This window comes from Rhodopseudomonas faecalis (genome assembly GCF_003217325.1).
Taxonomy (GTDB): domain Bacteria; phylum Pseudomonadota; class Alphaproteobacteria; order Rhizobiales; family Xanthobacteraceae; genus Rhodopseudomonas; species Rhodopseudomonas faecalis.
Window position 1 is genome coordinate 76,710 of the sequence record NZ_QJTI01000005.1, and the last position, 17,952, is coordinate 94,661.

At 64.9% G+C, this 17,952-nt stretch carries 19 protein-coding genes; 18 read left to right on the forward strand and 1 reads right to left on the reverse strand.

The features are described from left to right. Positions 1–62 precede the first annotated feature (62 nt). The 8 genes from glyA (at position 63) to BJ122_RS06095 (ending at position 8,380) form a co-directional block, all read left to right on the forward strand. Positions 63–1,364: a serine hydroxymethyltransferase gene (glyA, locus tag BJ122_RS06060; RefSeq protein ID WP_110780225.1), complete on the forward strand. Its 1,302-nt coding sequence runs from the start codon at positions 63–65 to the stop codon at positions 1,362–1,364. Between the two features lie 27 nt (positions 1,365–1,391). After that, the gene (nrdR, locus tag BJ122_RS06065) at positions 1,392–1,874 is read left to right on the forward strand and encodes a transcriptional regulator NrdR (RefSeq protein WP_110780226.1); all 483 of its coding nucleotides are present in this window, start codon (positions 1,392–1,394) and stop codon (positions 1,872–1,874) included. After that, entirely contained in the window at positions 1,871–3,022 is a 1,152-nt protein-coding gene (gene ribD / locus BJ122_RS06070) for a bifunctional diaminohydroxyphosphoribosylaminopyrimidine deaminase/5-amino-6-(5-phosphoribosylamino)uracil reductase RibD (RefSeq protein ID WP_110780227.1), read from the forward strand. The genes nrdR and ribD overlap by 4 nt, the downstream gene beginning before the upstream one ends. Continuing rightward, on the forward strand, positions 3,022–3,630 hold the full coding sequence (locus BJ122_RS06075; RefSeq protein ID WP_110780228.1) for a riboflavin synthase: 609 nt from the start codon (positions 3,022–3,024) through the stop codon (positions 3,628–3,630). Before ribD ends, BJ122_RS06075 begins: the two co-directional genes overlap by 1 nt. Positions 3,631–3,822: 192 nt before the next feature. Then, complete coding sequence (gene ribH, locus BJ122_RS06080; RefSeq protein ID WP_110780229.1) at positions 3,823–4,314, forward strand: 6,7-dimethyl-8-ribityllumazine synthase; 492 nt, start codon at positions 3,823–3,825, stop codon at positions 4,312–4,314. Between the two features lie 5 nt (positions 4,315–4,319). Beyond that, positions 4,320–4,829 (forward strand): transcription antitermination factor NusB, encoded by a 510-nt coding sequence (gene nusB, locus BJ122_RS06085; protein WP_181418883.1) that lies wholly within the window; start codon positions 4,320–4,322, stop codon positions 4,827–4,829. A 240-nt stretch (positions 4,830–5,069) separates the two neighbouring features. Next, the gene (thiL, locus tag BJ122_RS06090) at positions 5,070–6,035 is read left to right on the forward strand and encodes a thiamine-phosphate kinase (protein WP_110780231.1); all 966 of its coding nucleotides are present in this window, start codon (positions 5,070–5,072) and stop codon (positions 6,033–6,035) included. A gap of 215 nt (positions 6,036–6,250) precedes the next feature. Continuing rightward, complete coding sequence (locus BJ122_RS06095; RefSeq protein ID WP_110780232.1) at positions 6,251–8,380, forward strand: sodium-translocating pyrophosphatase; 2,130 nt, start codon at positions 6,251–6,253, stop codon at positions 8,378–8,380. Positions 8,381–8,778: 398 nt separating this feature from the next. Here BJ122_RS06095 and BJ122_RS06100 read toward each other — a convergent pair whose 3' ends face one another. Beyond that, positions 8,779–9,261 carry an outer membrane protein assembly factor BamE gene (locus BJ122_RS06100; protein WP_245407638.1) on the reverse strand — a complete coding sequence of 161 codons (483 nt, stop codon included), beginning with the start codon at positions 9,259–9,261 and terminating at the stop codon, positions 8,779–8,781. 110 nt (positions 9,262–9,371) lie between these two features. On the opposite strand from BJ122_RS06100, the gene BJ122_RS06105 reads away from it, so the two are divergent. From BJ122_RS06105 to BJ122_RS06150, 10 genes are all read left to right on the forward strand, one after another. Continuing rightward, positions 9,372–9,923, forward strand: coding sequence for a ubiquinol-cytochrome C chaperone family protein (locus BJ122_RS06105; protein WP_110780234.1), 552 nt, complete (start codon positions 9,372–9,374; stop codon positions 9,921–9,923). A 13-nt stretch (positions 9,924–9,936) separates the two neighbouring features. Continuing rightward, the gene (locus tag BJ122_RS06110) at positions 9,937–10,503 is read left to right on the forward strand and encodes a DUF177 domain-containing protein (protein ID WP_110780235.1); all 567 of its coding nucleotides are present in this window, start codon (positions 9,937–9,939) and stop codon (positions 10,501–10,503) included. A 275-nt stretch (positions 10,504–10,778) separates the two neighbouring features. Further along, complete coding sequence (gene plsX, locus BJ122_RS06115) at positions 10,779–11,840, forward strand: phosphate acyltransferase PlsX (protein WP_110780236.1); 1,062 nt, start codon at positions 10,779–10,781, stop codon at positions 11,838–11,840. Beyond that, positions 11,837–12,814: a beta-ketoacyl-ACP synthase III gene (locus tag BJ122_RS06120; RefSeq protein WP_027277228.1), complete on the forward strand. Its 978-nt coding sequence runs from the start codon at positions 11,837–11,839 to the stop codon at positions 12,812–12,814. The genes plsX and BJ122_RS06120 overlap by 4 nt, the downstream gene beginning before the upstream one ends. Before the next feature lie 131 nt (positions 12,815–12,945). Beyond that, positions 12,946–13,290, forward strand: a complete 345-nt coding sequence (locus BJ122_RS06125) for an integration host factor subunit alpha (protein WP_110780237.1) — start codon at positions 12,946–12,948, stop codon at positions 13,288–13,290. Positions 13,291–13,315: 25 nt separating this feature from the next. Beyond that, the gene (locus tag BJ122_RS06130) at positions 13,316–14,017 is read left to right on the forward strand and encodes a MerR family transcriptional regulator (protein WP_110780320.1); all 702 of its coding nucleotides are present in this window, start codon (positions 13,316–13,318) and stop codon (positions 14,015–14,017) included. Positions 14,018–14,063: 46 nt separating this feature from the next. Next, entirely contained in the window at positions 14,064–14,921 is an 858-nt protein-coding gene (locus BJ122_RS06135; RefSeq protein WP_110780238.1) for a threonine/serine exporter family protein, read from the forward strand. Between the two features lie 17 nt (positions 14,922–14,938). Further along, positions 14,939–15,397, forward strand: a complete 459-nt coding sequence (locus BJ122_RS06140; RefSeq protein WP_430694762.1) for a threonine/serine exporter family protein — start codon at positions 14,939–14,941, stop codon at positions 15,395–15,397. Positions 15,398–15,697: 300 nt separating this feature from the next. Continuing rightward, entirely contained in the window at positions 15,698–16,978 is a 1,281-nt protein-coding gene (locus tag BJ122_RS06145; protein ID WP_110780239.1) for a tyrosine-type recombinase/integrase, read from the forward strand. Between the two features lie 73 nt (positions 16,979–17,051). Next, positions 17,052–17,903: a hypothetical protein gene (locus BJ122_RS06150; protein WP_146227158.1), complete on the forward strand. Its 852-nt coding sequence runs from the start codon at positions 17,052–17,054 to the stop codon at positions 17,901–17,903. The last annotated feature ends 49 nt before the right edge of the window (positions 17,904–17,952 follow it).

The following is a 17,952-nucleotide window of genomic DNA, read 5'->3' on the forward strand; positions in this document are numbered from 1 at the left end:
GACCGCACTAGCTGGCCGCCCGCGCCCTCCGGAAGGGCTGCGGCGGTGGAGAGTTTTTTCCTATGAGCACACCTGCTACGTCCGCCTCCGCGACCGACTCGTTCTTTTCCACCTCGCTCGAGCAAGCCGATCCGGAGATCGCCGCCGCCATCAAGGGCGAGCTCGGCCGGCAGCGCCACGAAATCGAGCTGATCGCTTCGGAAAACATCGTCAGCCGCGCCGTGCTTGAGGCGCAGGGCTCGGTGCTCACCAACAAATACGCCGAAGGTTATCCCGCAGCCCGTTACTATGGCGGCTGCGAATTCGTCGACGTCGTCGAAAACCTCGCGATCGACCGCGCCAAGAAGCTGTTCGGCGCCAATTTCGCCAATGTGCAGCCGAACTCCGGCAGCCAGATGAATCAGGCGGTGTTTTTGGCGCTGCTGCAGCCCGGCGACACCTTTATGGGCCTCGACCTCGCGGCCGGCGGCCATCTCACCCACGGCGCCACCGTCAACATGTCGGGCAAGTGGTTCAAGCCGGCGCATTACACCGTGCGCCGCGAGGACCAGATCATCGATATGGACGCGGTCGCCAAGCAGGCGGAAGAGGTGAAGCCGAAGCTGATCATCGCCGGCGGCTCGGCCTATTCGCGCGCCTGGGATTTTAAGCGGTTCCGCGAGATTGCCGACAGCGTCGGCGCCTATTTCATGGTCGACATGGCGCATTTCGCCGGTCTGGTCGCCGGCGGCGCCCATGACTCGCCGGTGCCGCACGCCCATGTCGTCACCACCACCACCCACAAATCGCTGCGCGGTCCGCGCGGCGGCCTGATCCTCACCAATGACGAAGTGCTGGCCAAGAAGTTTAATTCGGCGATCTTCCCCGGCCTGCAGGGCGGCCCGCTGATGCACGTGATTGCCGCCAAGGCGGTGGCGTTTGCTGAAGCGCTGCAGCCGGAGTTCAAGGTGTACGCGAAGAATGTCGTCGAAAACGCCAAGGCGCTTGCGGAAACGCTGCGTGGCCATGGCTTCGACATCGTGTCGGGCGGCACTGACAACCACCTGATGCTGGTCGATCTGCGGCCCAAGGGCCTGAAGGGCAACGTCTCGGAGAAGGCGCTGGTGCGCGCCGGCATCACCTGCAACAAGAACGGTATCCCGTTTGACCCGGAAAAGCCGTTCGTGACTTCGGGCATCCGGCTCGGCACCCCGGCCGCCACCACCCGCGGCTTCGGCGTCGCCGAATTCCAGCAGGTCGGCGGCATGATCGCCGAGGTGCTCAATGCCATCGCGCAGTCCGCCGACGGCACCGCGCCGACGGTGGAATCCGCGATCAAGCAGCGTGTCAAGGAGCTGACCGACCGCTTCCCGGTCTATCCGTAAAGGGCGGCTCGCGCCCGAGGTGAAGGCATGCGCTGTCCAAGCTGCGGCTCTCTCGATACCCAGGTCAAGGATTCCCGCCCCACCGAAGACTCCACGGTCATTCGGCGGCGGCGGGTCTGCCTGACCTGCAACTTCCGCTTCACCACCTTCGAGCGGGTGCAGCTTCGCGAACTGACGGTGATCAAGCGTAATGGTCGCCGTGTGCCATTCGACCGCGACAAGCTGGTGCGCTCTGTGCAGATCAGTCTGCGCAAGCGCCCAGTGGAGCCCGATCAGCTCGAAGCGATGGTTTCGGCCGTGGTGCGCGAGCTGGAAAGCGGCGGCGAATCGGAAATCTCCTCCGAGGCGATCGGCGAGATCGTCATGGAGCATCTGCGCAAGCTCGACGACGTCGCCTATGTCCGCTTTGCCTCGGTCTATCGCAATTTCCGCGAGGCCAAGGATTTTGAGGCGGTGCTGGGCGAATTGTCCGCCGACGAGCTGGCGCGGGCGGCGCTGCTGCGCAAATGATCTTCCGCCTGCTGGAGGACCAGTTGGCGGAACGCGGTCGAGCCGCCAAGGCGGCCGACCAACGATTCATGCAACTCGCTTTGACGCTCGGCCGTCGTGGGCTCGGCAATACCTGGCCGAACCCCGCGGTCGGCGCTGTGCTGGTGCAGGACGGCGTCATTGTCGGCCGCGGCTGGACCCAGGCCGGCGGTCGGCCCCATGCCGAAGTCGAGGCGCTGGCGCAGGCCGGCGCCAAGGCGCGCGGCGCCACGCTCTATGTCACGCTGGAACCATGCTCGCATCACGGCCGCTCGCCGCCCTGCGCGGACGCGCTGATTGCGGCCGGCGTGGCGCGGGTGGTGTCGGCGATCGAGGACCCCAATCCGGAGGTGGCCGGGCAGGGCCATGCCAAGCTGCGCGCGGCCGGCATCAAGGTTGATATCGGCATCGGCGCGGCTGAGGCGGCGCGCGCTCACGCCGGCCATTTCCGCAAAGTGCGCGACGATCGTCCTCATGTGATCCTGAAACTCGCGGTGTCGAGCGATGGCAAGATCGCCGGCGCCGGGCGGCAGCGGGTGGCGATCACCTCCAGCGCCGCGCAGCAGCGCGTCCATTTGTTGCGCGCGCAGTGTGATGCCATCCTGGTCGGGATCGGTACCGTGCTCGCCGACGATCCGGAACTGACTTGCCGGCTACCGGGTCTTGCGCCGCGTTCGCCGGTGCGGGTGGTGCTCGATCGGGCGCTGCGCATACCGGGCGCCAGCAAACTGGTGCATTCGGCGCGCGCGACGCCGCTGTGGCTGATCGCGGCGGAAACCGCCGAGGCCGCTGCCGCCACCAAGCTGACCGCTGCCGGCGCCGAGCTGCTCCGGCTCAATGTCGAGCCCGATGCACCGGGCTTTGATCTTGGCGCGGTGCTGCCGCTGTTGGCCGCGCGCGGCATTTCAAGGCTGATGGTGGAGGGCGGCGCAAAAGTCGCCGCATCGCTGCTCAAGCAAGACCTGGTCGATGAAATCTGGCTGCTGCGCGGCCCGGCGCCAATCGGCGATGACGGCGTGCCAGCGCTCCATGACCTGCCGCTGACCGCGATCACCGACGCGCCGGCATTTCGGCTTCACACGAGCACCACGCTCGGCCCCGACACACTGACCATTTACGAGCGCAACTGATGTTTACCGGAATCATCACCGACCAGGGCGAGATCGTCGCGCTGACCCCGACCGTGCCCGGCCAGCTGCACCGGCTGCGGATCGCTTGCGGCTATGACCGCGCCACCATCGCCGATGGTGCCTCGATCGCTGCCAATGGCATCTGCCTCACCGTGGTCGGCACCGGCGAGCAGGGTGGCCGCAGTTGGTATGAGGTCGATGCCGGCGCCGAAACGCTGGCCAAGACCAGCGCCCAGCATTGGGCGGTCGGCACCCGGCTCAATCTGGAGCGCGCCTTGAAGATTGGCGACGAACTGGGCGGCCATCTGGTTACCGGCCATGTCGATGGCATCGCCAAGGTCACCGCCCGCGAGGAACTGGAGGGCATGGTGCGCTTTGAGCTCGATGCGCCGCGCGATCTGGCCCGGTTTATCGCCACCAAGGGTTCGGTAACGCTGGACGGCGTGTCGCTGACGGTGAACAGTGTCGAGGATACCCGGTTCAGCGTATTGATCATTCCGCACACGCTGGCCGTGACCACTTTGAGCGGCTGGCGAACCGGCAGCGATGTCAATCTCGAAATCGACCTGATGGCGCGCTATGCCGCACGGCTCCGCGAGACGACCTGACGGCTTTGTGGCCTGTTTGGGGCTTGGCTTTATCCGGGGGCCCGCCTAGAACGCGGGCCATCTCTCTCAATTCATGGCGCTCAGGCGCACCGGCGCTGTCGCGGGCCATGGGACCAATTCTCGCCTTATCCGGCAAGTCGCGGCGTTGGCCGTGCCGCAGGATGAGGCTGTTATGATGCTGATGGAAGTTCAATGGCAGAGCCGCGACGCGCACGACTGAAGGACGACACCGACATTTCTGGCGCGCGCGCGCTGATCGTCGAAGCACGATTCTATGACGATCTGCAGGACGCGCTGCTGGCCGGCGCCCGGGCCGAGCTCGACGCCGCCGGCGTCAGCCATGAGGTGATCACGGTGCCGGGCGCGCTGGAAATCCCGGCCGCGATTGCGATCGCGCTCGATGCTGCGCAGGCCGCGGGCCGTCCCTATGACGCGGTGATTGCGCTTGGCTGCGTGGTGCGCGGCGACACCATTCATTTCGAGATCGTGTCGATGGAATCCTCGCGCGCGCTGATGGATCTCGCGGTCGCCCGGCAGATTCCGCTCGGCAACGGGATTTTGACCGTCAACACCGAAGAACAGGCATGGGCGCGGGCGCGCGCCTCGGAACTCGACAAGGGCGGCGATGCCGCGCGTGCCGCGCTGGCGATGCTGCGGCTAAAACGCCGGCTGGCGCGGGGGTGACGGCGATGAACGATTTCCGAAAGCCCGTCATGAAACATCCGGCGCCGAAGGGCGATCGCAAGGCCAACCGGCGTGGCGCGGCGCGGCTCGCCGCGGTGCAGGCGCTGTATCAGATGGATGTCGGCGGTGCCGGCCTCAACGACACCTTTGCAGAGTTCGAAAGCCATTGGCTCGGCAACGAGGTCGAGGGCGAGCAGTATCTGCCGGCCGAAGCCGCGTTCTTCCGCGACATCGTCGCCGGCGTGGTTCAGGAGCAGAAAGAGATCGATCCGCTGATCGACGAGGCGCTGTCGCGCGGCTGGCCGCTGGCCCGCATCGAAGCGATTCTGCGCGCGGTGATGCGTGCAGGGACCTATGAGCTGCAATGGCGCAAGGACGTGCCGGCGCGGGTGGTGGTCTCGGAATATGTCGACGTCGCCCACGCTTTCGTCGATGGCGACGAGATCGGCATGGTCAACGCCGTGCTCGACCAGATCGCCCGCCAGTTCCGCGCCGACGAGTTTGCGCGGGGGTAGGATCAGACGTTGCGGCGAGGCGATAATGCTGGCCGCGGACTCAGTTCACCTCTCCCCGCGTGCGGGGAGAGGTCGACCCGGCGAAGCGCAGCGCTGCCGGGGCGGGTGAGGGGGCGCTTCACCAGGTCTCTGCCTCGCTGAGGCGCCCCCTCACCCCAACCCTCTCCCCGCAAGCGGGGAGAGGGAGCGCGCCGTGCAATCGAGCGAAGATTGCGGAATAGCGCTGAGGTTCTGGCTCCGATGCCCTCCGGTGAAGACGATCTGATCGCGAAATATTTTAAGCCGCTGGCGACGGATGCCGGCGCGCTCGGGCTCGTCGATGACGCCGCGGTGCTGGCGGCCACGGCGGATGATCTGGTGCTGACCACCGACGCCGTGGTCGAGGGCGTGCATTTTCTGCCCGACGATCCGCCACACACCATCGCCCGCAAGGCGCTGCGGGTGAATCTGTCCGATCTCGCTGCCAAGGGCGCGACGCCGGCCGGCTTTTTGCTGACGCTGGCGCTGCGCAGCGCCGATCCAGCGTTTCTGGAGCCGTTTGCCGCGGCGCTCGGCGAAGATGCCGAGACCTATCGCTGCCCGCTGCTCGGCGGCGACACGGTCTCGACCCCCGGGCCGCTGATGATCTCGGTGACCGCGTTCGGCCGGGTGCCGCCCGGCCGCATGGTGCGCCGCGACCGGCTGCGCGCCGGCGATCTGATCGTGGTGTCCGGCACGATCGGCGATGCCGCGCTCGGGCTCGATGTGCTGCAGGGCCGACTCACGGAACTTACGACCGACCATCAGGCGTTTCTGATCGATCGCTATCGCCAGCCGCAGCCGCGCTCGGCGCTGGCTGTCGCGGTGCGCGACCATGCCGGCGCCGCGATGGACGTGTCCGACGGCTTGGCCGGCGATCTTGCCAAACTATGTGCGGCGTCCGGCGTTTCGGCGACCATCAATGCCGCCGCGGTGCCGCTGTCGGCCGCCGCGCGCGCGGCGTTCGGGCAGGCGGGACTGGCACGGCTGCTGTCGGGCGGCGACGATTATGAGATTTTGTGCGGTGTCGCCGCGGACGCGATCGACTCATTCAAGGCCGCCGCCGATGCGGCCGGCGTGCCAGTCGCGGTGATCGGCACCGCGGCGCCGGGCAGCGCGCCGCCGCAATTCCTCGATACCGATCAACGTCCGATCGCGCTCAAGCGGTCCTCGTTCAGCCATTTCTAGCGCTGTCCGCGTAGCGGTTGCGGCGCCGCACAAGGGTTTGCGAACAGCTCCCAAAAGTGACGGCTTAGCCCTTTGGCAGCGTTGCGGAAGGTTTACGATTTTGGCAAGGTCCGCCACGATTTGAGGCCGCCCGTGCGGGTCGGCCTTTTATTTGTGCGTCCTTCGCCTCCGCGGCTCGGGACGCGGGGCGAGACCAAGGACCTGAGGCAAAATCAATGACAGCTTTATGGGTGATTGTGCTCTGCGGAGCGCTTTCCATTGTCTACGCCATCTGGGCGACCTCGTCGGTGCTGAGCGCCGACCAGGGCAATGCCCGGATGCAGGAGATCGCGGCGGCCGTGCGCGAAGGTGCGCAGGCCTATCTGAAGCGCCAGTACATGACGATCGCGGCCGTCGGCATCGCGATCTTTGCGCTGCTGGCCTACTTCCTCGGCGTGCTGGTGGCGATCGGCTTTGCGATCGGCGCGGTGCTGTCCGGGGCGGCCGGCTTCATCGGCATGAACGTCTCGGTGCGCGCCAATGTGCGCACGGCTCAGGCGGCGACCACCTCGCTGGCCGGCGGCCTTGAGCTGGCGTTCAAGGCGGGCGCGATCACCGGCCTGCTGGTCGCTGGTCTGGCGCTGCTCGGTGTCACCCTGTACTTCATCTACCTGATCCACTTCGCGGGCCTCGACGCCAACAGCCGGACCGTCATTGACGCTCTGGTGGCGCTCGGCTTCGGCGCTTCGCTGATCTCGATCTTCGCCCGTCTCGGCGGCGGCATCTTCACCAAGGGTGCGGACGTCGGCGGCGACATGGTCGGCAAGGTCGAAGCCGGCATTCCGGAAGACGATCCGCGCAACCCGGCCACCATCGCCGACAACGTCGGCGACAACGTCGGTGACTGCGCCGGCATGGCCGCGGACCTGTTCGAGACCTATGCGGTGACCGCGGTCGCCACCATGGTGCTCGCCGCGATCTTCTTCGGCATGGCCGACAAGGCCCAGCTGCAGAGCATCATGACCCTGCCGCTGGCGATCGGTGGCATCTGCATCCTGACCTCGATCATCGGCACCTTCTTCGTGAAGCTTGGTGCCTCGCAGTCGATCATGGGCGCGCTCTACAAGGGCCTGATCGCCACCGGCGTGCTGTCGCTGTTCGGCGTTGCCGGCGCGATCTACTGGCTGGTCGGCTTCGGCCCGCTGCCGGGCGTCAGCTACACCGGCCTGGCGCTGTTCGAGTGCGGCGTGGTCGGTCTGGCCGTCACCGGCCTGATCATCTGGATCACCGAATACTACACCGGCACCGACTATCGCCCGGTGAAGACCATCGCCGCGGCGTCCGTCACCGGCCACGGCACCAACGTCATCCAGGGTCTCGCCATCTCGATGGAAGCGACCGCGCTGCCCGCGATCGTGATCATCGCCGGCATCCTGGTGACCTACAGCCTTGCCGGCCTGTTCGGCATCGCCATTGCCACCACCACCATGCTGGCGCTGGCCGGCATGATCGTTGCGCTCGACGCCTTCGGCCCGGTCACCGACAATGCCGGCGGTATCGCCGAAATGGCCGGCCTGCCCAAGGAAGTGCGTAAGTCGACCGACGCGCTCGACGCGGTCGGCAACACCACCAAGGCCGTCACCAAGGGCTACGCGATCGGCTCCGCCGGTCTCGGCGCGCTGGTGCTGTTTGCCGCTTACAATGAAGACCTCAAGTTCTTCATCGCCAACAGCGCGCAAAACACCTACTTCCAGGGCGTCCAGCCGGACTTCTCGCTGAGCAACCCCTACGTCACCGTGGGTCTGCTGTTCGGCGGTCTGCTGCCGTACCTGTTCGGCGCCATGGGCATGATGGCGGTCGGCCGCGCGGCCAGCGCCATCGTGGAAGAGGTCCGTCGCCAGTTCCGCGAAAAGCCCGGCATCATGAAGGGCACGGAGAAGCCGGACTACGGCAAGGCCGTGGACCTGCTGACCAAGGCGGCGATCAAGGAAATGATCATCCCGTCGCTGCTGCCGGTGCTGTCGCCGATCTTCGTCTACTTCGCGATCTACTTCATCGCGGGTGGCGGTGCGGCCGGCAAGTCGGCGGCGTTCTCCGCGGTCGGCGCCATGCTGCTCGGCGTGATCGTCACCGGTCTGTTCGTCGCGATCTCGATGACTTCGGGTGGCGGCGCCTGGGACAACGCCAAGAAGTACATCGAAGACGGCCACCACGGCGGCAAGGGCTCTGACGCCCACAAGGCTGCGGTGACCGGCGACACCGTCGGCGATCCCTACAAGGACACGGCTGGTCCGGCCGTGAACCCGATGATCAAGATCACCAACATCGTGGCGCTGCTGCTGCTGGCCATCCTGGCCCACAACTAAGCCGCAAAGCCAACGACCAAAACGAAACCCCGCGGTGCGAGCCGCGGGGTTTTTCTTTGTGTGCCATCGGGTCGTATCAACGGCCGCCATACCCGCGCTTGTCCCGGGTATCCACGTCTTGAAATCGCTGCAGGACCCAAGACGTGGATGGCCGGGACATGCCCGGCGCACGACGTGCGGGATAGGTTGGTGTCGATCGCTGGCATCACGCCACGGAGCAGGGTGGGGCGCGCCGCTCGATGATAGGCACCGACGCGGAGCTTCATTCGGCTTTGCAGGCGGAGATGCTGCCAAGGACCGCCGCGCGCCGCATCGGCGTTCGCACCATTCGCGCATGACGAAAACCCCGCGGCTATTCGCCGCGAGGCTGGTGCAGATTGAGGCTCAGCAAAGGCCGATCAGCGGAAGCTGATCAGCTTGAACAGCGGCGTCAGGTAGCTCAGCTCCTGCCCCGAGGTCGGTGTGGTCCGGCTGATGAAATCGAAGATCTTGCCGTCCTGCAGCCCATAATTCGCGATCCGGCGAACCTGCCGGTTCTGGTCGAAATAGATCGCGATGACGCGCTGATCGATCACCTTCTGCGGCATAAACGCCACCGGCCGTTCAGCGCGCTGCGAAATGTAGTAAAACACCTCGCCGTTCAGCGTCGCGACGGTGGACGGGGTGCCCATCACGATCAGCACCTGATCCTGGCTGGCGCCGATCGGAATCTGTTCGAGGGCGCCGGGGGGCAAAATGTAGCCTTTTTGGAACTGTTCTGAGGTACAAGCCGTCAGCGCGACGCAGACGGCCGCCGCTGCAATCGCGGGCTTCAACCGTCGCCAGAAACCAACCGATGGGCGAACCATTCCAGTCCTTAAACCTTCATTCCAAAGAGTCATCGCGGAGTTTGTCCGATCCGCTTGCATCGAGCACGGTGTTGCCGTACCCGGCAGCCTCCACCATGGCAGAACCAGCTGCGGGTGCGAACCCGCAGTAGCAGGAACTCAACATGATTTGGCCGTTTGATCAATTCACTAGCCCTAGGTCGCCGTCGCGCGGCACCATCGAGACCATCTATGGCATGATCGTGACGCAAGCGCGAGAACCGGCTTTTTACCAAAAACTCGGGGTCGAGGACACGGTTAATGGCCGTTTCGAGATGATTGTGCTGCATCTGTGGATGGTGCTGCGCCGGGCCCGCGAGGACTCGGAGAACACCGCTTTCGTGCAGATGCTGTTCGACCACTTCTGCAGCGACCTCGATGCCAATCTGCGCGAGATGGGCGTTGGCGATCTCGCCGTACCGAAGCGCATGCAGAAGTTCGGCGAAGCGTTTTACGGCCGCTCGGCCGCCTATGACCGCGCCCTGGCCGACGAGGACGATCCGCGCGGCGCCATGACCAAGACGCTGTGCCGCAACGTGCTCAACGGTTTTGGCATGGACAATGCCAAGCAGCTCGAGGGCTATGTGCAGGACACGATCGCCAAGCTGGCCCGGGTCGATGCCGCCGCGCTGCGCTCCGGCCGGTTCAGCTTCCCGGCCGTGCCCGCCGCCAACTGAGCCTGGTGACACCATGACCGATTCGAGCCATCCCTGGAGCCTGCCGGTCATGGTGGCGCAGATCCCCGAGAACGGCCTCCATCAAAAGCTGACCGCCAACGCCGAGCAGCGTGCCGCCATCGCCGCGCTCGGCGGCTTGCGGGAGGTGATTGAGGCCAATGCGTCGTTCGATCTGATGCACATCCATGATGGCCGGGTGAGAGTCACCGGCCGTCTACAGGCGGTCGTCGGCCAGACCTGCGTGGTGACGCTCGATCCGGTCGACAATCGCATCGACGAGGCGATCGATCTGGTGTTTGCCCCGCCGGGGCAGATTCCGGAAATGGCCGATCTGGTCGATGACGATCAGTTGCCGGGCGCCGACACGCCCGATCCGCTGGAGCCGATCGAGCGCGGCATCATCGATCTCGGCCATGTCGCGGCCGACGCGCTGTTCCTGGCGATCGATCCGTATCCGCGCCGGCCTGATGCGGTGTTTCAGCCGCCGGTCGAGCCGCAGGATCCCGACGAGCACCCGTTTGCGGCGTTGAAAGCGTTGCAGACGCCGGCCGCAGGCAATCCTAAGCGTCGCGACGACTGACTACGCTGCACTGCGGAAATCAGTTCGCTGCGCAGCCGAGTGACGGCGCGATGCATTTGCGCACCAAATGACGCATTTGCGCCGTAAATCATGCGGAGTTCGACTAAAACGGGTTGCTCCGGATGTTGTATCGGAGCCGAGAAACGTTATTGTCCGCCCCGACGGGAGCGTGGCGCTGCGCTCCGCCGCGTGCCTGCTGTGGCGCGTTTCATCCGTCCGCTGCCGGGCGCTCCAAGGCCGCGACACTTCAGGTTTTACTAGTTTCCGGAACGTTCATGTCCCAAAAGGTTCGAATCGCGCTTGACGCCATGGGCGGCGATTTCGGCGCTTCGGTCGTCGTTCCCGGCGCGGCTATTTCGCTTACCCGGCATCCCGACACTGAGTTTTTGCTGTTCGGCGACAGCGCCCTGATCAACAAGGAATTGCAGGCGCATCCGGCGCTGAAGGCCGCCTCTCAGGTGATTCACACCGACGTCGCCGTCAGCATGCACGACAAGCCGAGCCAGGCGCTGCGCCGCGGCCGCAAGACCTCGTCGATGTGGCTGGCGATCGAAGCAGTGAAAAACGGCAAGGCCGATGTCACCGTGTCGGCCGGCAACACCGGCGCGCTGATGGCGATGTCGCGATTCTGTCTGCGCACGCTGCCGGGCGTCGACCGGCCGGCGATCGCGGCGGTGTGGCCGACCTTGCGCGGTGATTCGGTGGTGCTCGACCTGGGCGCCTCGATCGGCGGCGATGCCGAGCATCTGCGCACGTTGGCGGTGATGGGCAGCGCGATGGCGCGGGTGCTGTTCGACCTGGAACGGCCGACCGTCGGCCTGCTCAATATCGGCGTCGAAGAGATCAAGGGCGGCGAGGAGATTCGCGCCGCTGCCGACCTGCTGCGGGCGATGGATTCGCCGCAGTTCGATTTCATCGGCTTCGTCGAGGGCGACGGCATCGGCAAGGGGGCCGCCGACGTGATCGTCAGCGAGGGCTTTGCCGGCAATATCGCGCTCAAGGCCGCCGAAGGCACCGCGCGCCAGATCAGCGAATATCTGCGCTCGGCGATGTCGCGCACCTGGCGCTCCAAGCTCGGCTACCTGTTTGCTCGCCAGGCGTTCCGCTCGCTGAAAGACAAGATGGACCCGAACAAGTCCAATGGCGGCGTGTTCCTCGGCTTGAACGGCGTGGTGGTCAAAAGCCATGGCGGAACCAGCGCAGACGGCTTTGCCTATGCCGTCGATGTTGGCTATGACATGGTTCGCTACGATCTCCTGACCAAAATCAATCAGACGCTCCATCGCGATCCTGCCGCGCTGGGTGTGTTACCGACCGCACAAGAGGCTGTTTCGTGACTGTCAAACGCTCGGTTGTTATCGGCTGCGGCTCCTATCTGCCGGAGCGAATTCTGACCAACGCCGAGCTGGCGGCCAAGGTGGACACCTCGGACGAATGGATTGTGCAGCGCACCGGCATTCGTGAGCGCCACATCGCCGCCGAGGGCGAGTTCACCTCGCATCTGGCGATCAAGGCCGCGCAGGCCGCGCTCGACAATGCCGGCATCGAGGCCCAGGACATCGACCTGATCGTGCTGGCCACTTCGACCCCCGATCTGACCTTTCCGGCGACCGCGGTTCAGGTGCAGGCGGCGCTCGGCATCACCCAGGGCTTTGCGTTCGATCTGCAGGCGGTGTGCTCGGGCTTTGTGTACGCGCTCGCCACCGCCGACAATTTCCTGCGCTGCGGTTCGGCGAAGCGGGCGCTGGTGATCGGCGCCGAAACATTTTCGCGGATTTTGGACTGGAACGATCGCTCGACCTGCGTGCTGTTCGGCGACGGCGCCGGCGCGGTGGTGCTGGAGGCCCAGGAAAACTGGGGCACCTCGGCCGACCGCGGCGTGCTCACCACCCATCTGCGCTCCGATGGTCGCCACAAGTCAAAACTCTATGTCGATGGCGGTCCGTCCTCGACCCAGACCGTCGGCTATCTGCGCATGGAAGGCCGCGAGGTGTTCAAGCACGCGGTCTCGATGATCACCGGCGTGATCGTCGATGCCTTCGAGGCCAGCGGCACCAGCGCCAACGACATCAACTGGTTCGTGCCGCACCAGGCCAATAAGCGCATCATCGATGCGTCCGCGCAAAAGCTGCATCTGGCGCCGGAGAAGGTGGTCTTGACCGTCGATCGCCACGGCAACACCTCCGCGGCGTCGATCCCGCTGGCCTTGTGCACCGCGGTCGCCGATGGCCGCATCAAGCGCGGCGATCTGGTACTGCTCGAAGCGATGGGCGGCGGTTTCACCTGGGGGGCGGCCTTGGTGCGCTGGTAATCGCGCTGCTTAAAGGTCTTGGCGTATTGCCTTGTACTTCCATGCTTTCATGGCGATCGAAGGTTGACCGCAGGCCGGTAACCTCCTAATTTCGATCGTAGAATTTTGTTCGCCTTGATTTGGGGCAGGCGATGACCGGAACTGGAAAAACTGTAACGCGCGTCGATCTGTGCGAAGCCGTCTATCAGAAGGTGGGGCTGTCACGCACGGAATCCTCGGCATTTGTCGAGCTGGTTCTGAAAGAGATCACCGACTGCCTGGAGAAGGGCGAGACGGTGAAACTGTCGTCGTTCGGCTCGTTCATGGTGCGGCAGAAGGGCCAGCGGATCGGCCGCAACCCGAAGACCGGAACCGAGGTGCCGATTTCGCCGCGGCGCGTGATGGTGTTCAAGCCGTCCGCGATCCTCAAACAGCGCATCAACAGCCAGCTTAACAGCCACGCCAAAGCGACGCCGGACGAAATAAAGGCCGAGTGATCGCCCAAGCCGGGGGAGCATGCGTTTGGACAAAGCGCCGGATGCCTTCCGCACCATCAGCGAGGTCGCCGACGACCTCGACATTCCGCAGCATGTGCTGCGGTTCTGGGAGACCCGCTTCGCGCAAATCAAGCCGATGAAGCGCAGCGGCGGTCGCCGCTATTATCGTCCCGACGACATCGATCTTTTGCGCGGCATCCGCCGGCTTTTGTACGGCGAGGGCTACACCATCCGCGGCGTGCAGCGCATTCTGAAAGAGCAGGGCGTCAAAGCCGTGCAGGCGCTGGCCAGCGAGAGCGCCACGCTGCAGCCGCGTGCGGCCACGGCCACGCGGCAATCGGCCGCTGATGAGCCTGTGTTCGAGCATCATGATGATGCCGAATTGCTGATCGAGGCTGATGAGCCGGACGACGAGATCGACGAGCAGGAGCCTGAGCCCGACCAGGAGCCGTTTGTGGAGCCGGAACCGCTGGCGGTGCGCCGTGAGCCGGTGCTGATCCGGCCGGCGGCGCCACCGCAGCCGGGCGCCGTCGAGCGGTCTGCCGCTTTGGAAGAACAGCGCGAGCGCGACCACGCCCAGATCGACAAGGTGCTGCGCGAACTTGTCGAATGCCGGCGCATTCTCGATCATGCCCTGCAAAGCGCGGGTCCTGAGCCTGCGACATTCGAGCATCTTCTCAATAATCCCCCAGAAGTCAAAGATAAGAATAGAAATTCCGAGAACTAGGAGCAGTGTCGGCACAGCGCGGATGTCGGCCTCCCAACGAGTGATCATGAACGCTCCGACCGACCCTTCGCAGATCGCCACCGTTCACAGCGCTTCTCAGCAGGCCGCGCCAGCTCAGCCGGCGCAGCCGCCGCATATTCGCCGCCACACGTTGGAGCGCGTTGCTCATGCCGCGCTGCAGATCGGAGCGACGCTGTCGCAAAATGGCGCGTCGTTGCGGGTCGCCCATGAGGGCGCGCGCATGATCGCCAACGGCTTTGGCGTCGAGGTGCTGGGCATGCGCTCCGGCTACACCTCGTTCGAGATCACCGTGGCCTATGGCCGCGATGCCATCACCCGCATGACCCAGATCGGGCCGCATGGCGTCAATCACCGGCTGGATTTCGCGGTGCGCGAGCTGGCGCTGCGCGCCTCGGCCGGAACGATGGCGCCCGAAGAAATCGAGACCGAACTCGAGCGCCTCAAGCGCGATACGCCGCGCCATCCGCCGTGGCTGGTGGCGATCGCCACCGGCGCCGCCTGCGCGGCGTTCGGCCGGCTGCTCGGCGCCGACTGGCTGGCGTTCATTCCGGTGCTGGCCGCGGCTTCGGTCGGGCAGGGGCTGCGCCATATTCTGATCAAGCGCCGCGTCAACGTGTTCGTGGTCGCCGCCATCATCGGCTGCGTGTCGGCGACGCTGGGCGGGCTCGGCGCCCGGCTGGCCGGCAGCCACACCATGGAACTGGCGATGATGGCCTCGATCCTGCTGCTGGTGCCGGGCGTGCCGTCCACCAATGCCCAGACCGACATCATGGATGGCTATCCGACCATGGGCAGCGCCCGCGCCATCTGGGTGGTGATGATCATGGTGTTTGCGGTGACCGGGCTGTGGATCGCCGAATTCCTGTTGAAGGTGCAGATGTGACCGACGCTATTCTTGCGATGCTGCCGCATCTCGGCCACCAGGCGGTATTTGGCGCCATCGCCGCCGCCGGGTTCGGCGTGCTGTTCAATTTTGGCTGGCGGGCGCTGGTTTGGTGCGCGGTCGCAGGCGCCTTGGCGCTGGCGGTGCGGACGTTTGGCCAGAGCCAGGGCGCGAGCCTGGAGGCCGCCACCTTTGCTGCCGCCGCCATCACCTCCTGCGCCGCGATTCTGTGCCGGCGCTGGCTCGGCGTGGCCTGTCATGGCATCGCGCTGGCCGGCTGCATCCCGATGGTGCCGGGCGCGTTTTTCGGCCAGGCGCTGCTCGGTTTTATGTCGGTGTCGTCGCTGTCGGCCGAACAATCCGTGACCACGGTGATTTCGTCGCTGCAGGCCGGCTTGCGGGTGGTCGCGACCGTCGGCGCAATCGGCGCCGGGCTGACGATCCCGGCCTATCTGCTGCGCAGCCGCGAGTTTTGAGGGGCGGCGAGGTGCCGCGGCCTCACACGACAGCTGCGATCGATAAGACATGTGCTTGGAAAAATGGTCGGAGCGAGAGGATTCGAACCTCCGACCCCTAGTCTCCCAGACTGAAGAATGTGCTTTTCATCCTATTTCATCTAGTCTCAAAATACCCAAATTGTCCTTGCGTTACAGATACAAATAGCCTCTCTTAGTCTCAATTGGGTCCAGCGCGTCGCGCAATTGGGTGACCCAAATTGGACCCAACGATTTTCGTAGTCCGCTCTGGACTGAAGGTCGCGGGTTGGAGGGCATGACATGCCGCGCCGCGAACTCACGTCAGCCGGCCTCAAGGCGGAACGGCCGCCAGAGACGGGCATCCTTGAGATTTGGGACACGCTATCGCGTGGTCTTTGCTTCCGCCTGATGCCGAGCGGCAAGGCCACATGGTCTTTTCGGTACCGTCCGGCAGATGGCGGACCGCGCCGGCGTATCGCTCTTGGCGACTACCCGACCGTAGGACTGGCGGAGGCGCGGAAGCGCGCCGATCGTCACCGCGGGAACGTTGCCGACGGTGCCGACCCACAGGGCGCGCGGCAGGCAAAACGTGAAGCCCCAACGCTCGACGCCGTGATCGACCGTTTTCTCGCCGAACACGTGGAGCCGAAAAAGAAGGCTTCGACGGCCGCGCTCTACCGGCATTACCTCAAGAACCTTGCCGGCCCGGTGCTGGGCGCGAAGAAGGCGCACGCGATCTCCCGAGCCGAAATGGCGACCCTGCACCGCGACCTCGGCGCCGATCGTCAAGCGACGGCCAATCGCGTGCTGGTCACGTTGTCCGGCGTCTACACATGGGCGGCGAAGTCGGGGTTGGTGCCGGAAGGCGTCAACCCGGCGCGCGGCGTCGAGCGGTTCAGGGAGCAGGGCAAGGAGCGCTATCTATCGACCGACGAGTTATCCCGCCTCGGCGCCGTGCTGCGCACAGCCGAGACGGAAGGGCTGACGTGGCCGGAAGACGATGGCAAAGCGGCGTCAAAGCACAGCCGGAAGGCGGAGAACAGGCGAACCGTATTGCCACCGCACGTGGTCGCAGCGTTCCGACTGCTGTTGTTCACAGGATGTCGGTTACGCGAGATCCTGAACCTTAGGTGGTCAGAGGTCGATTTCGAGCGCGGCTTGCTGCTGCTACCGGATTCGAAGACCGGCAAGAAGGCGGTGGTGCTCAACGCGCCGGCCCTCGAAGTGCTCAAGGGAATTCCACGGCTGGGATCATGCGTTGTGCCCGGCGATGATTTAGAGAAGCCGCGCGCCGATCTGAAAAAGCCATGGGACTTGATCCGGCATCATGCCGGGCTCGCAGACGTGCGGCTTCACGATTTGAGACACACCCACGCATCGGCCGGCGCCGGCGCAGGGCTAGGCCTGCCGATTGTCGGCAAGCTGCTTGGTCACCGCAGCGTCACCACAACGGAGAAATACGCGCATTTGGATGCCGACCCACTGCGGCGAGCATCGAACACCATCGCGTCGACACTCGCCGCTGCGATGGGAGAGGGGGCGTCGACCGCCGTCGTGGTCCCGATCGGACGGCGGCGATGAACAATCGGGACACGTCTCAAGTCAAAACGCGCGGCTCCGTGGTGCCGCTGCATCGTGCCGAGGGGTAACGGTGGTGGCGAAGAAACCGGCAATCCCAGAACGCAAGGCCCGATTGATCAATGTCTCGGGCAAACCGCCAGCGCAGAGAAAGCCCACCCCAAACAGCACCAAGGGCAGGGCGAAGGATGTCGTTGCGCATCCGGGTGGCACGATCAGGATGTACAGACGGCTTCCCTTTGGTGAGGCTGCCGTTGATCAAGTCGCCTGCCGTCTCGCCGAGCAAATGGGCCGGGAGCCGGCTTCCATTTCAGCGGCGCTTCGCAGTGCCGTCGACGCGGCAAATGCAGGGGCGATGGATCGCGTGAACGACTTCAATCGTGCGGACATTCGAGGGCGCACAGAGGACGCGCTGGCAGTAGTCACACCGCTTGCAGCGGCCTTTTCCGCTCCTGATCTTCGCGAGCGGTTGTTGATGGTCTTAGATATCTTTGACCATGATAGCCATCGCAAAGGTCGCGATCTGTTCGATCTGCTTGCAATGGCGCAGGTCGTCGCACGTATGGAAAAGTCGCTCACCGCCGCGGCGCGATCGTCAAAGCCGCGACCCAAACAGCAAAATCTCGGCAACCCGTATCAGAAAGCTCTAATCGGGCTCCTCGTCATGTTCTGGCGAGACTATGTCGGCGTGCTGCCAAGCAAGAAACCTGCAAGCGTAAACACGGCATCACTTCGCGGGATGTTTTGGGATTTCGCTGTCGCGAGCCTCATCGACCTGCACATACCCGACAAAAACCTAGCGTTTGCTCACTACGTGCGCGACGCGGTCGATTGTTTGGAGCGCGGGGAGCAACCCAAGATGCTGGACGTTGATCCGGCGAGAGCCGAAGCGCTGGAGCGCCTATTGGGTGTGAGACCCATCAAATAATTCGCTCAAACAGGGGTAGTCCCTCACCCTGTTCTCAAATGACTTTCTT